A 13,734-nucleotide genomic window follows, 5' to 3' on the forward strand; every position below is an offset into this window, starting at 1 on the left:
CAAGCATAAATAAAATAACGAAAATAGTCTCCATGAGGCGTCGAACTACGCCTCAGGATCCTCGGCCTCTAGCAACTCTACATTTAGACCTAGAGAACGCATCTCTTTGATCAAAACATTGAAACTTTCAGGGATACCCGCTTCAAAACTATCATCACCACGGACGATAGATTCATAAACTTTAGCCCGTCCAGCTGTGTCATCTGATTTCACAGTCAACATCTCTTGCAGGGTATAAGCAGCACCATAAGCTTCAAGTGCCCAGACCTCCATCTCACCGAAACGCTGTCCACCAAATTGAGCTTTACCACCCAATGGTTGCTGCGTCACAAGTGAGTAAGGACCAGTAGAACGTGCGTGTATCTTGTCATCCACCAAGTGGTGAAGTTTCAAGAGATACTTATACCCAACCGTAACCTTACGTGCGAAACGCTCACCCGTACGACCATCATAAACAGTTGATTGGCCAGACGTATCAAAACCTGCACGCGTAAGCATCTCGTCGATTTGCTCAGAACTCGCACCATCGAACACTGGAGTAGCGATCGGGATACCTTTTTTCAGATTTCCAGCAAGTTCAACAAGCTCTTCTTCTTTCTCAGGAAGCTCTTGGTTGTCACCATAACAGTGAGCAAGCTGATCCTTCAATTTAACAATATCATGGTCACGGTGATACTCTTTTAGTGAGTCATCAATCATACGACCAAGACCAGAACACGCCCAACCCAAGTGAGTTTCAAGGATTTGTCCCACATTCATACGCGATGGAACCCCTAGCGGGTTCAACACGATATCAACAGGTGTTCCATCTTCAAGGTGCGGCATGTCTTCCAGCGGGTTAATGCGAGAAATCACCCCTTTGTTACCGTGACGACCAGCCATTTTATCACCCGGCTGAAGCTTACGCTTCACAGCGATAAAGACTTTCACAATCTTCATCACACCCGGAGGCAGATCATCACCGCGTTGCACTTTGTCGACTTTATCTTCAAAACGCGCTTCGATTAGAGAACGAGAGCTATCTAGTGCAGACTTGATGTTGTCGATTTGAGTTTGAATACCTTCATCCTCAACCGCAATTTTCCACATGTCTGTTTCGTAAACTTCACTCAAGCTGTCTGTGCTAATTTCACCTTTGCTGAACCCTTTAGGGCCGGCAATTGCTTTTTGCCCAAGTAGAAGGCTGCGCAAACGGTCATAAGAGTCACGCTCGATAATTGCGAGCTCGTCATCTTTATCTTTTTGCAATGCTTCAATTTGTTCACGCTCGATTTGAAGTGCACGCTGGTCCTTATCCACACCATGGCGGTTAAAGACACGAACTTCCACAATCGTACCTGTGTCACCCGGAGGCACACGAAGCGACGTATCACGCACATCAGATGCTTTTTCACCAAAGATCGCACGAAGAAGTTTTTCTTCTGGCGTCATTGGGCTTTCACCCTTTGGCGTCACCTTACCGACGAGAATATCACCGGCTGTAACTTCAGCACCAACCGCAATAATACCAGCTTCATCGAGGTTGCGAAGCGCTTCCTCACCGACGTTTGGAATATCACGTGTGATTTCTTCAGGACCAAGCTTTGTATCACGAGATGCAATTTCAAACTCTTCAATGTGAATTGAAGTGAACACATCATCGCGCACAATACGCTCAGAAATAAGGATGGAGTCCTCAAAGTTGTAACCAGACCAAGGCATAAACGCCACAAGCACGTTACGACCAAGCGCCAAATCACCAAGATCTGTAGATGGACCATCAGCAATGATGTCACCCGCCACAATCTCATCACCAACTTTAACGATAGGACGCTGGTTGATACATGAGTTTTGGTTTGAACGTTGGAATTTTGATAGACGATAAATGTCCACACCAGAGCGTGTCGCATCCAGACCATCAAGTGCACGCACAACAATACGCGTTGCATCAACTTGCTCAACAACACCTGAACGTTTTGCCACAATCGCCGCACGAGAGTCACGCGCAACAATACGCTCCATCCCAGTACCGACAAGAGGTGCATCCGTTTTCACAAGCGGAACAGCCTGACGTTGCATGTTTGATCCCATGAGCGCGCGGTTCGCATCGTCATTCTCAAGGAATGGGATCATTGCCGCCGCCACAGAAACAACCTGTTTAGGTGACACATCCATGTAATCAACTTCGTCACGTGATACGAGTGTCGCTTCACCAGCCACACGCGCGTTCACAAACTCATTCGTCAATTTACCATCTTCACCAATTGCCGCGTTCGCCTGAGCAATCTTAAAGCGGTATTCTTCCATAGCAGATAGATAATCGACCTGATCTTGAGGAATACCGTCCTTAACCTGACGGTACGGACTTTCAATGAAACCATATTTGTTAATACGGGCATGAGTCGCCAAAGAGTTGATCAAACCAATGTTTGGTCCCTCTGGTGTCTCAATCGGACAAATACGACCATAGTGCGTTGGGTGCACATCGCGCACCTCAAACCCAGCACGTTCACGCGTTAGACCACCCGGCCCAAGCGCAGAAAGACGACGTTTGTGCGTAATCTCTGATAGTGGGTTTGTTTGGTCCATAAACTGTGAAAGTTGTGAAGAACCAAAGAAATCACGAACAGAAGCATGCACAGGCTTAGCATTCACTAAGTCGTGCGGCATAACTGTATCGATATCAACAGATGACATACGCTCTTTGATCGCACGTTCCATGCGAACAAGACCAACACGGTATGCGTTTTCTAGAAGTTCACCACATGAACGAACACGACGGTTTCCAAGGTTATCGATATCATCGACTTCCCCTTTACCATCCTTCAGATCCAACACTGTCGACATCACACCAAGGATATCATCCTCACGCAATGTACGTTCAGTGTCTGGCGCTTCTTCCAATGTAAAGCCAAGGCGCATGTTCATTTTCACACGACCAACAGCCGACAAATCATAGCGCTCACTGTCGAAGAACAATTGGTTAAACAACGCTTCAGATGCTTCAAGTGTTGGTGGCTCACCTGGACGCATCACACGATAGATATCAGACAATGCCTCTGTACGGTTTGACGCTTTGTCGACTTTCAATGTGTTGCGAAGCCATGGGCCACGTGCCGCTTCACTATCAGTATCGAGGACAGTAATCATGTCCACGCCGGCATCGCGAAGCTCTGCAATGCTTTCTTCTGTTAGCTCATCACCAGCCTCAACGAAGATCTCACCTGTTTCCATGTTGACGATATCTTCACCAACAAATTTACCTTCAAGGAAAGTAGATGGAACAAGCACTTCTTCAACACCAGCTTCGCCGGCGCGCTTGGCTTTAATCGGAGAAATTTTCTTCCCACCGTTAAAGACAACCTTACCATCAGCAGCATTAAGAATATCAAATTCCACACGAACGCTTTTCCAGCGATCAGGAGAGAATGATGTGATCCAACCAGCTTTATCAATGCGATAGCCTACTTTGGAATAGAATGTATCCAAAATACGCTCATGGTCGTAACCAAGCGCCTGAAGCAACGCCGTTGCAGGCAGCTTACGCTTACGGTCGATACGCACATGCATGATATCTTTTGCATCGAATTCAAAATCCAGCCATGAACCACGGTATGGAATAATACGTGCAGCAAACAACAACTTACCAGAAGCGTGCGTTTTACCTTTATCGTGATCAAAGAACACACCAGGAGAACGGTGCATCTGAGACACGATAACGCGCTCAGTACCATTCACGATGAATGTACCCTTTTCCGTCATCAACGGAATATCACCAAGATAAACGTCTTGCTCTTTAATATCTTTAATAGAGCGAGCGCCGGTTTCCTCGTCTGTTTCAAAAACGATCAGACGCAATTTGACCTTCAGAGGAGCAGCATAATTCAAGTCACGCTGCATACACTCCTGTGTATCAAACTTAGGCGGCTCAAACTCATAAGACACATATTCAAGGGTCGCACGATCAGAAAAATCTTTGATCGGGAACACGGACCTGAACACAGCGTCTAGGCCTTCGCCTTCACGCTCAGATGATGATACGTGCATTTGCAAGAAATGCTCATAAGATGAACGCTGAATCTCGATCAGGTTCGGCATTTGGATTGATTCTGGGATATTCCCGAAGGATTTCCGAATACGCTTTTTCGCCGTAAACGACAGAGCCATGTTTGGGCCTCTTCTTAAGGGTAGCTACATCGCGCCAATCAAGGGAACGTAGGAACCTCGCCACATCCGGTGCGCAAAAGCGACGACCCAATTGGGACGCCGCCTTAAAGTTTTAAGGCTATTCGACCACCTTTACGCGGGGTGACCGAATCGCCTGCATTCGTAAAGCTTACTTAAGCTCGACTTCAGCACCAGCTTCTTCAAGTTTTTTCTTGATTTCTTCAGCTTCTGCTTTGTCAACGCCTTCTTTAACTGCCTTAGGAGCAGCTTCAACAAGCTCTTTCGCTTCTTTCAGGCCAAGACCTGAAACGATTTCACGAACAGCTTTAATAACGTTGATTTTCTTAGCGCCAGCAGCTTTCAACACGACGTCGAATTCTGTTTTCTCTTCAGCAGCAGCAGCGGCTTCACCACCACCAGCAGCAGCAACAGCAACAGGAGCAGCAGCAGATACGCCCCACTTTTCTTCAAGAAGAGTAGCTAGTTCAGCAGCTTCCATAACAGACAATGCTGACAAGTCTTCTACGATTTGTTCTAATTTGGACATTGGGTTTCTTCCTAATACTTCTATAGTCTTTAAACTTGAACTGAGTGTTTAGAGATGTTGTTCTTAAGCAGCGTCTTTTGTGCTGTACGCCGAAATGACGCGAGCCAATTGACCAGCTGGTGCCTGAAGTACGCCAGCAACTTTCGTTGCAGGAGCCTGAATAACACCAATGATCTTGCCACGCAGCTGATCCAGAGAAGGCATTTTGGCAAGAGCCTCAACCTTAGCTTTATCAAGCACGTCATTTTCCATAATCCCACCAACGAGAACGAGCTTTTCGTTATCTTTGGAATAGGCTGCACAAACCTTAGCGGCTGATACAGGGTCTGGTGCATAAGCAATAGCAACTGGACCAGTAAACATACCAGCCAGTTCATCACCACCACGACCATCAAGAGCAATCTTAGCAAGACGGTTCTTAATAACTTTTAGACTTGCACCTTCAGCAGCGAGCTTCGTGCGCAGGTCAGACATCTCCGCCACAGTCAGTCCGGAATAATGGGTTACGATTACCGCACCCGCCTCACCAAAAATACCTTTCAGCATCTCTAGCGCTTTAATTTTTCCAGCTCTATCCATAGCGGCCTCCAATTTAGGTAACCGAACCATCCGGTCACCCCAGGATAGCACACGAACATCTGCCATATCGCACTCGCACAACCCACAAGGAGCTGAATGAGGCACGACTAACTTATGTTAGTGTACCCCCGTCCCAGGGCGATATAGAAACCCAGATCACAATCAGATTTTACAACCCAATCGCGAACCTTATCCTTACACCCCGTCTCATACGGGCCAAATGATTATGTGGACAATTCAGAAGAACTGCCCCCACCCGCAATCTCGGACGAGAAAGGCGACAGTACGATGTTAACCACCGAGCTGTCGCCGAATTGATCTCTTATGCACACTTACGCGTCAGATGCAAGTGCTTCCTGAGTATCAATTTCAACACCAGGCCCCATTGTGGAGCTTAGTGTAATCTTTTTAACGTATGTTCCTTTCGCACCAGAAGGACGAGCCTTCTGCAAAGCAAGGATCAAAGTACGTGCATTTTCTTCAATTGCGTCTTGAGAAAAAGAAGCTTTCCCAACACCAACATGAACAATACCAGTCTTCTCAGCACGGAACTCAACAGCACCACCTTTTGCATCAGCAACAGCTTTAGCAACGTTTGGTGTTACAGTTCCGACCTTAGGGTTTGGCATAAGACCACGCGGACCAAGAACTTTACCTAGACGACCAACAATAGCCATCATATCAGGTGTCGCAATCACGCGATCAAAGTCCATCTTACCTTCTTGAATTTCTTCCATAAGGTCTTCAGCACCCACGATGTCTGCACCTGCTTCACGTGCTTCATCAGCTTTTGCATCACGTGCAAAAACAGCAACACGCACTGTACGACCAGTACCATGCGGAAGTGACACCACACCACGAACCATCTGATCCGCATATTTAGGGTCAACACCAAGATTTACAGCAATTTCTACTGTTTCATCAAATTTAGCAGTTGCGTTTGATTTTACCAATTCCGCAGCAGCAGCAAGCGTGTACGCTTTACCAACTTCTACTGCAGAACGCGCTGCAGCAATACGTTTTCCAACTTTAGCCATGATACTACTCCGTCACCGTCAAGCCCATCGCACGGGCAGACCCAGCGATAATCTTAGCACCTTGATCAGCATCAGCTGTGTTCAAATCTTGCAATTTAGCTTCAGCGATTTCACGGCATTGAGCCATTGTCACAGAACCAGCAACAGCACGCCCAGGCTCAGTTCCACCTTTAGAAAGACCAGCAGCCTTTTTAAGGTAATAACTTGCCGGCGGTGTCTTTGTCGCAAACGTGAAAGACTTATCTTGATAGTAATCAATCACCACAGGAATAGGCATACCCTTTTCCATTTCCTGCGTCTTAGCATTAAACGCCTTACAGAATTCCATGATGTTGATACCGCGCTGACCCAATGCAGGACCAACAGGTGGAGACGGGTTGGCAGAGCCAGCCGGAATTTGCAGCTTAAGCTGCCCAAGTAATTTCTTCGCCATGATTTCCCTTTCAAAACGCGAAGCGTGCGCACAGAATAAATCCATACGCACCGGGAATGACGTGGTGCGGCGACACTATGGACTTACAGCCCGCCTCCCACATCGTTAATTAGCCAGCCCAAAAGCCTATAGCTTTTCAACCTGACCAAATTCTAGATCGACCGGTGTTTCACGGCCAAAGATGGAAACAGTCACCTTCAAACGAGCTGCTTCAAGATCAACATCTTCAACAGCACCCTCAAAGGAAGCAAACGGGCCATCTGTAACTTTAACTTTTTCACCAACTTCATAAATGACATTTGGTATTTCTGGACGCTCAGCAGCCTCAGAAGCTTGTCCCATAATCCGGTCAACCTCAGACTGAGGAACCGGCAAAGGCTTTTTACCGCCATCAGCACCCAAGAACCCTGTCACTTTTGGTGTTTCTTTTACCAAGTGATAAGCAGCATCCGTTAGCTGCATTTTCACCAGAACATATCCAGGAAAATAGCGACGCTCTGTCGTCTTCTTTTTACCACGCACCACAGACACAACTTCTTCTGTCGGCACTTCAATTTCTTCAAAAAGGTGCTCAAGCTCTTGCATTGCCGCCTGCTCGCGAATGGAAGCAGCAACTTTTTTCTCAAAATTTGAGTATGCGTGAACGATATACCATCTGGCTTTGGCCATGGGGTTTTAGATCCCTGTAATTAGCTTAACAACGGCCGAGACGACCCAATCCGTTAGCAAAAAGAAAATTGATGCAAATACAACCATGATCAAAACCATGATTGTTGCCGCTACAGTTTCCTGTCGCGATGTCCAAGTTACTTTTCGTCCTTCAGCACGCACCTGACCGAAAAAGGTAAAAGGGTTCGTGCGCTTCTTGGTCTCAGCCATGAGCTATCCGTGTCTTCCCGATTTTAAGGGATGGGTTAAGGGAGGCCTTGTAGTCGAACACAGGCCTCACGTCCATACCTATCTAAAAAAACTATAATCTTGGGTTTCTAATTGACTTAGGTCATCGTAAGTTTCAAGCCCAAATAGTCAGAAACTTCCACAAGCTACCCTCGCCAATATTCATATCCTTCTGCAGAAATTGCTCAACAATTATCCACTCAATTAGGTCAGATGCTGCATCTTGGTCGTATTTTCTTAAATTTGCAGTTTTTTTCTATAAAATACAAATGTTAGACTGGCATATCTTCAATTTTCGTATTGAATAAAGTAATGGAATTTACAAACACCGATTCTAAATATTTCGACGAGATGTTCGGCTATGCCGACCAAACCCGTGCGCCGTATGAAAAATACTATGAATGGCTGAGAGGCAAAGACCCCTCTGAGTTAAAAAAGAAATCACGTGATGCCGAAAATTTCTTTCGACGCACGGGGATTACTTTCAATGTTTATAGTCAGGCAGAAGCCGATGAGCGCCTCATCCCCTTTGATCTCGTGCCGCGAATCATCTCCGCACAAGAATGGTCAAAGCTCTCAGAAGGCATTGAACAACGCGTCCGTGCGATAAACGCCTTCCTGCATGATATATATCATCGTCAAGAAATTGTTCGGGCAGGCAAAATCCCTGAAGAAATGATTTCTAACAATGTTGCCTTTCTTCCTGAAATGATTGGTGTAACACCTCCTGGCGGCGTTTACACACACATTACTGGAACTGACATTGTTCGAACCGGCGAAAACGAATTCTACGTTCTAGAAGATAATGCACGCACACCTTCTGGTGTCTCATACATGCTCGAAAATCGCGAAACCATGTTGCAGATGTTTCCTGAGCTGTTTTCCAAAATTAAAGTTCAACCCGTTTCAGATTACCCGCGAGACCTGCGTCATTCATTATCACGCTGTCGCCCAACAAAATGTGATCAACGCCCTGTCATCGCCGTGTTAACGCCCGGCATTCACAATTCAGCCTATTTTGAGCACGCATTTCTTGCAGATCAAATGGGCGCAGAGCTTGTCGAAGGCAATGATTTACGCGTTGAGAATGGCCGCGTCGCAATGCGCACAACCCGTGGCTACAAGCCTATTGATGTCATCTACCGCCGCATAGATGATGATTTCCTTGACCCAATGAATTTCAATCCCGATTCATTGTTGGGCGTCCCCGGAATTCTCGATGTTTACCGCTCTGGGGGCATTACTATCGCAAATGCGCCGGGAACAGGAATTGCCGATGATAAAGCAATTTACTCATACATCCCTGAAATTGTTAAATTTTACACAGGCGAAGAAGCTATACTGAAAAACGTCCCGACATGGAGATGTTCAGACGCGGATTCTCTTGCCTATGTATTAGATAATCTTGCAGACTTGGTCGTCAAAGAGGTTCACGGATCAGGTGGCTACGGCATGCTTATCGGCCCGACATCGTCGAAAAAAGAAATCGCCGCATTTGAAGCTAAATTGCGTGCAAACCCTGAAGTGTATATCGCCCAACCAACATTGTCGCTTTCTACAACACCGATTTTCACCAAATCAGGCTTAGCCCCGCGTCATGTTGATTTGCGTCCATTTGCGCTAATGTCACCTGACAATATCAAAATCACGCCAGGTGGATTGACTCGTGTTGCAATGAAATCAGGTTCACTTGTCGTAAACTCCAGTCAGGGCGGTGGCACAAAAGATACTTGGGTATTGAAGGAATAGAGCATGCTAGGGAAAACAGCTGGCGGCCTATTTTGGATGTTCCGCTATCTCGAAAGAGCCGAAAATATAGCCCGCTTATTCGACACTGGGTATCGCATATCTGTGACCCGTTCAGCGTCAAGTTCGGATGAATGGTCTCACATAATCACAGCCGTGGGGAGTTCAGAAGAATACCTACAACGCTATGACGAGTATGAATATTCAAAAGTCGTCAATTTTTTACTCTGCGATAAAACTCACGGCTCAAGTGTGATCAGCTCAATCATTGCGGCGCGCCAGAATGCACGCCTTGTTAGAACAGCCCTCACCCGAGAAGTTTGGGAAGCCGTGAATGAAACTTGGCTCACGCTCAAAACTGTTCTTTCAAAACCGGTAAAAGAATCTGACCTATCAGACGTTTTAGCACTAATTCGTCAACAAACGTCTCATGTTCGCGGTGCATTGCACGGCACCATGCTTCGCAATGACATTTATAATTTCACGCGTTTAGGCACTTTTATAGAAAGAGCGGACAACACAGCCCGTATTCTGGATGTAAAATATTATGTCCTCCTCCCCTCTATTTCTTATGTCGGCTCTTCTTTGGACAATGTTCAATGGGAAGCGATATTAAGATCAGTCTCCGGAGAACGCGCATTTCGTTGGATTCATGAAAATGAAGAGATCGAGACCTCTATGCCCACATCCATCGTGAAATTCTTAGTTCTAGATGGACGTATGCCAAGATCTCTCAATCACAGCACCGAAAAGGTCAAACGTAATCTACGTTATTTATCAAATGCGTATGATACTACGTCTGAAAGCCTAGAGCTGGCCAAAGCACTTCACACCTTCACCCAGGACCAAACAGTCTCGTCAATATTCGACCTTGGACTGCATGAATTCCTGAAAACTTTCATCCAAAAAGCCGGAGCCTTGGGCACCCAAATCGAAAAAGATTTCCGCTTTTATGATTAACTAAAGATATTTCTATGCGCCTAAGCATTTCTCATGAGACACGCTATCAATATGATGCTCCTGTATCATACGCTCTTCAACAGCTGCGCTTAACGCCTAAATCAAGCGCGGGACAAACCGTCCTTGACTGGAAGATAGAAATTGTTGGTGGAAACCTACAATGCTCATTTACCGACCATCACAATAATAAAGTTGATCTCATCCGCTTTGCACCAGATGTGACGGAAATTATTGTGCGATGCAAAGGTGAGATAGAAACAGCAGATCGCGCAGGCGTGATAGGTCCTCATGGTGGATATGCACCGCTTTGGTTGTTTAGACGTCATACCCGTCTGACAAAACCAGGCCCTGAAATAAAAAAGCTAGCGAAATTGCTAGATGCTTCTGAAAACTCAATTGCACAATTGCACACACTCAATGATGCTATTCTAGCGGCAGTAAACTACACTAAAGACGAGACAAACTCTGCAACAACAGCAGAAGAGGCCCTCACTAAAGGCAAAGGTGTGTGCCAAGATCACGCTCATATTTTTATATCGGCGGCTCGTGAAGCAGGCTATCCAGCCCGATATGTTTCCGGCTTCCTTATGACGGATGATATCAAACTTCAAAATGCTGGACACGCATGGGCTGAAGCCTATGTCGACAATATCGGATGGATTGGATTTGATCCCCCAAACGAACAATGCCCCGACGAAAGATATGTCAGAGTTGCAACAGGCCGAGATTCGCGTGAAGCTTCACCAATTTCCGGTCTTGTGCAGGGCGATGTAGAAGAAAAGCTTGTCGTAAGCCTCCAAGTGCAACAATAAGGACGCTGAACTGATTCTGCGCATTTATAAGGAGCGGGAGTTATGACTTATTGTGTTGGAATGCTCTTAAACAAAGGGCTTATTTTCATGTCAGACACACGCACAAATGCGGGTGTCGACAACATCTCGACTTTCAAAAAAATGTTCACATGGTCAAATCCTGGTGAACGAGTCATCACGATAATGACTGCAGGAAACCTTGCAACGACTCAAGCACTTGTTTCCGTTTTGGATGAGCGCACCAAAGCCCCCAAAGACAGAAAACCTTCGATACTTCAAGCGCCTTCTATGTTTCAAGTCGCCAATATTATCGGTGACACCCTCCGGGAAATCATAAGAGACCAAAAAGATGAAGGCCAACAAGCGTCATCCACTTTCAACGCGACCATTATTATCGGCGGCCAGATAAAAGGTTCTGAACCAAGGTTATTTCTGGTCTACCCTGAAGGTAATTTCATCGAAGCCAGCAAAGAAACACCGTTTTTCCCGATCGGAGAAACAAAATACGGCAAGCCCATTATTTTGCGTGCTTATGATCCTGATATGTCTTTCGAGCAGGCGACCAAATTGCTCATGGTTTCATTTGATTCAACGATCAAAGCCAATCTCTCTGTAGACCTCCCTATCGATCTACAATGTTATGAAGCTAACAGCTTCAACGTCACACACGAAAAGAGAATCTATAAAGATGATGACTATTATCTCAGCATATCATCAGGCTGGGGCGACGCTTTAAAAGCGGCATTTGAAGAATTAGAAGATTTCAAATTTTAGCACCAACAACTTAGATCGAATCCAATTGCTCATAAAGAGCCGCCCTTTCTTCTTTTGATAGAATGCGCGGCTCTACAATTGGATCGCCAGTGGAAGAATCAAAAAACGGATTTTGCTTGTAAGATCCAGTCAGCTTTGCTTTCACCACACCGGACAGGACTTTAAAAATAGTTCTTTTTACGCCCACTTGCTTAATAGGGCCGTTTATAGCTGTTTGAGTATTTACATTAAAGACACATGGCCCAAGCAGCTTATCTCGCTCCTCTCCCATTGTTGGGTACGTAATTCCAGTGTGGATCAATCCCACAAATGCGAATTTTTGATCACGCAATGTGTTGGCTATTGGCGTATTACAACAGCTAGAACGCCACCGCATAAGTCCATTTTTTGACAAACGTATACATTGAAGCTTTTCAACACCCTGCTCAAAGCTCACCAAAGCAGGTATTGTTTGGCACACCTGTGTTCCTCCATGCTCATCAAGAACTTTATTGGCATCACCAAGAAAAGCTGCTGCCTGACAATCCCTGCAATAACATTTGGCGCGATTTACTGTTTTGGGTGATGCGTTCGCTACATGCCCGACAATTTCTCCACATTCACAACCAATTTTCATTTGATTCTCCCCGTTTCTCTATTTGGTATTGGCGCTTCCAAATCTATGTCCGTCAACGCTTGAAGAATTATCTACAGGAAACAAGCTACCTAAAAATAAGCACTCCCCCTGACGTGGCGACACGGTTGTCAGTTGAAAATTGAAGCGTAAGCTTGCTCAAAATTCAAATTTTGCAAAACAGGACGCTTTAATGTCACTGACTTCCTCATTAAAAGATCGCTTGCAGCTTCCTGCTATAGCGTCTCCAATGTTCATCATCTCAAACCCTGATCTTGTTATCGCACAGTGCAAGGCCGGCATTGTAGGTTCATTTCCTTCACTCAATGCGCGCCAGCCGGGACAATTTGAAGAATGGCTCCAACGTTTAAATGAAGAAATTGGGCCTGAAGATGCGCCCTATGCCGTAAATCTCATTCTTCATCGCTCAAATGTTAGATTGGAAGAAGATCTTGCACTCTGCGTAAAATATAAAGTGCCGATGATCATCACATCCTTAGGTGCCAGAACAGATGTAAATGATGCTATTCACAGCTATGGGGGTATTGTTCTTCACGATGTAATCAATCAAAAGTTTGCCCACAAAGCGATCGAAAAAGGCGCAGATGGTTTAATCCTTGTCGCCGCTGGTGCTGGTGGTCATGCTGGGACACAATCTCCATTCGCATTAGTGCGTGAAACACGCGAATGGTTTGATGGTCCTATCGCTCTGTCAGGCTCGATTGGTCACGGAGCCTCCATTGCTGGCGCAATCGCAATGGGAGCAGATTTTGCTTATATGGGATCGATATTCATTGCCACTGATGAAGCCAATGCAGTCGCAGGATACAAACAAATGATCGCGACCTGTTCAGCAGAAGATATACTCTATTCCAACATTTTTACCGGTGTACATGGCAATTATCTTAAACCTTCCATCGTCAATGCTGGCCTAGACCCCGACAAATTGGCTGGGCAAGAAGCTGAAAAAATGGATTTCGCCGCCATGGGTAGTGATGCAAAAGCATGGAAAGATATCTGGGGCTGTGGCCAAGGCATTGGGACAATTAAAGATGTTCAACCCGCCTCCCAACTTATTGAGAGACTTAAATCAGAATACAAAACAGCATTGGCTAGATTAAACCAATAACGTTATCTCCCAAAGCAAAAGCCCGCTCCCTAAACAAAGGAAGCGGGCTTTTTGTTTCCAA

13 protein-coding genes are annotated in these 13,734 nt (G+C 45.8%); 5 read left to right on the forward strand and 8 right to left on the reverse strand.

Annotated elements, in window-relative coordinates:
* Positions 1–45: 45 nt before the first annotated feature.
* The 7 genes from rpoB to secE form a co-directional block, all read right to left on the reverse strand.
* Entirely contained in the window at positions 46–4,146 is a 4,101-nt protein-coding gene (gene rpoB, locus HBAL_RS10490; RefSeq protein WP_015827923.1) for a DNA-directed RNA polymerase subunit beta, read from the reverse strand.
* 169 nt (positions 4,147–4,315) lie between these two features.
* Complete coding sequence (gene rplL / locus HBAL_RS10495) at positions 4,316–4,693, reverse strand: 50S ribosomal protein L7/L12 (RefSeq protein ID WP_015827924.1); 378 nt, start codon at positions 4,691–4,693, stop codon at positions 4,316–4,318.
* A gap of 63 nt (positions 4,694–4,756) precedes the next feature.
* Entirely contained in the window at positions 4,757–5,272 is a 516-nt protein-coding gene (gene rplJ, locus HBAL_RS10500; protein WP_015827925.1) for a 50S ribosomal protein L10, read from the reverse strand.
* A 332-nt stretch (positions 5,273–5,604) separates the two neighbouring features.
* Positions 5,605–6,309, reverse strand: a complete 705-nt coding sequence (gene rplA, locus HBAL_RS10505) for a 50S ribosomal protein L1 (protein ID WP_015827926.1) — start codon at positions 6,307–6,309, stop codon at positions 5,605–5,607.
* A 4-nt stretch (positions 6,310–6,313) separates the two neighbouring features.
* Positions 6,314–6,742 (reverse strand): 50S ribosomal protein L11, encoded by a 429-nt coding sequence (gene rplK, locus HBAL_RS10510; RefSeq protein ID WP_015827927.1) that lies wholly within the window; start codon positions 6,740–6,742, stop codon positions 6,314–6,316.
* A 126-nt stretch (positions 6,743–6,868) separates the two neighbouring features.
* Positions 6,869–7,411: a transcription termination/antitermination protein NusG gene (nusG, locus tag HBAL_RS10515; protein ID WP_015827928.1), complete on the reverse strand. Its 543-nt coding sequence runs from the start codon at positions 7,409–7,411 to the stop codon at positions 6,869–6,871.
* Between the two features lie 6 nt (positions 7,412–7,417).
* A complete protein-coding gene (gene secE, locus HBAL_RS10520; protein ID WP_015827929.1) occupies positions 7,418–7,621 on the reverse strand; it encodes a preprotein translocase subunit SecE in 204 nt (67 codons plus the stop codon).
* Positions 7,622–7,951: 330 nt separating this feature from the next.
* On the opposite strand from secE, the gene HBAL_RS10525 reads away from it, so the two are divergent.
* From HBAL_RS10525 to HBAL_RS10540, 4 genes are read left to right on the forward strand one after another with little or no spacing between them, the layout of a single operon-like run.
* Positions 7,952–9,388 (forward strand): circularly permuted type 2 ATP-grasp protein, encoded by a 1,437-nt coding sequence (locus HBAL_RS10525; RefSeq protein ID WP_015827930.1) that lies wholly within the window; start codon positions 7,952–7,954, stop codon positions 9,386–9,388.
* A gap of 3 nt (positions 9,389–9,391) precedes the next feature.
* Positions 9,392–10,345, forward strand: a complete 954-nt coding sequence (locus tag HBAL_RS10530) for an alpha-E domain-containing protein (RefSeq protein ID WP_015827931.1) — start codon at positions 9,392–9,394, stop codon at positions 10,343–10,345.
* A 14-nt stretch (positions 10,346–10,359) separates the two neighbouring features.
* Positions 10,360–11,157, forward strand: coding sequence for a transglutaminase family protein (locus HBAL_RS10535; RefSeq protein WP_015827932.1), 798 nt, complete (start codon positions 10,360–10,362; stop codon positions 11,155–11,157).
* 42 nt (positions 11,158–11,199) lie between these two features.
* A complete protein-coding gene (locus tag HBAL_RS10540) occupies positions 11,200–11,931 on the forward strand; it encodes a proteasome-type protease (RefSeq protein ID WP_015827933.1) in 732 nt (243 codons plus the stop codon).
* Positions 11,932–11,941: 10 nt separating this feature from the next.
* Here HBAL_RS10540 and HBAL_RS10545 read toward each other — a convergent pair whose 3' ends face one another.
* The gene (locus HBAL_RS10545; protein WP_015827934.1) at positions 11,942–12,547 is read right to left on the reverse strand and encodes a DUF6151 family protein; all 606 of its coding nucleotides are present in this window, start codon (positions 12,545–12,547) and stop codon (positions 11,942–11,944) included.
* Between the two features lie 190 nt (positions 12,548–12,737).
* Between HBAL_RS10545 and HBAL_RS10550 the strand changes: the two genes are divergently transcribed.
* Positions 12,738–13,673 (forward strand): NAD(P)H-dependent flavin oxidoreductase, encoded by a 936-nt coding sequence (locus tag HBAL_RS10550; protein WP_015827935.1) that lies wholly within the window; start codon positions 12,738–12,740, stop codon positions 13,671–13,673.
* Positions 13,674–13,734: the final 61 nt, after the last annotated feature.

The organism is Hirschia baltica ATCC 49814 (assembly GCF_000023785.1).
Classification (GTDB): domain Bacteria; phylum Pseudomonadota; class Alphaproteobacteria; order Caulobacterales; family Hyphomonadaceae; genus Hirschia; species Hirschia baltica.

What these genes read in the sequence shown, in the direction of transcription:
- rpoB (WP_015827923.1), bottom strand. Translation starts at nt 4,146, where the DNA reads ATGGCTCTGTCGTTTACGGCGAAAAAGCGTATTCGGAAATCCTTCGGG.
- rplL (WP_015827924.1), bottom strand. Translation starts at nt 4,693, where the DNA reads ATGTCCAAATTAGAACAAATCGTAGAAGACTTGTCAGCATTGTCTGTT.
- rplJ (WP_015827925.1), bottom strand. Translation starts at nt 5,272, where the DNA reads ATGGATAGAGCTGGAAAAATTAAAGCGCTAGAGATGCTGAAAGGTATT.
- rplA (WP_015827926.1), bottom strand. Translation starts at nt 6,309, where the DNA reads ATGGCTAAAGTTGGAAAACGTATTGCTGCAGCGCGTTCTGCAGTAGAA.
- rplK (WP_015827927.1), bottom strand. Translation starts at nt 6,742, where the DNA reads ATGGCGAAGAAATTACTTGGGCAGCTTAAGCTGCAAATTCCGGCTGGC.
- nusG (WP_015827928.1), bottom strand. Translation starts at nt 7,411, where the DNA reads ATGGCCAAAGCCAGATGGTATATCGTTCACGCATACTCAAATTTTGAG.
- secE (WP_015827929.1), bottom strand. Translation starts at nt 7,621, where the DNA reads ATGGCTGAGACCAAGAAGCGCACGAACCCTTTTACCTTTTTCGGTCAG.
- HBAL_RS10525 (WP_015827930.1), top strand. Translation starts at nt 7,952, where the DNA reads ATGGAATTTACAAACACCGATTCTAAATATTTCGACGAGATGTTCGGC.
- HBAL_RS10530 (WP_015827931.1), top strand. Translation starts at nt 9,392, where the DNA reads ATGCTAGGGAAAACAGCTGGCGGCCTATTTTGGATGTTCCGCTATCTC.
- HBAL_RS10535 (WP_015827932.1), top strand. Translation starts at nt 10,360, where the DNA reads ATGCGCCTAAGCATTTCTCATGAGACACGCTATCAATATGATGCTCCT.
- HBAL_RS10540 (WP_015827933.1), top strand. Translation starts at nt 11,200, where the DNA reads ATGACTTATTGTGTTGGAATGCTCTTAAACAAAGGGCTTATTTTCATG.
- HBAL_RS10545 (WP_015827934.1), bottom strand. Translation starts at nt 12,547, where the DNA reads ATGAAAATTGGTTGTGAATGTGGAGAAATTGTCGGGCATGTAGCGAAC.
- HBAL_RS10550 (WP_015827935.1), top strand. Translation starts at nt 12,738, where the DNA reads ATGTCACTGACTTCCTCATTAAAAGATCGCTTGCAGCTTCCTGCTATA.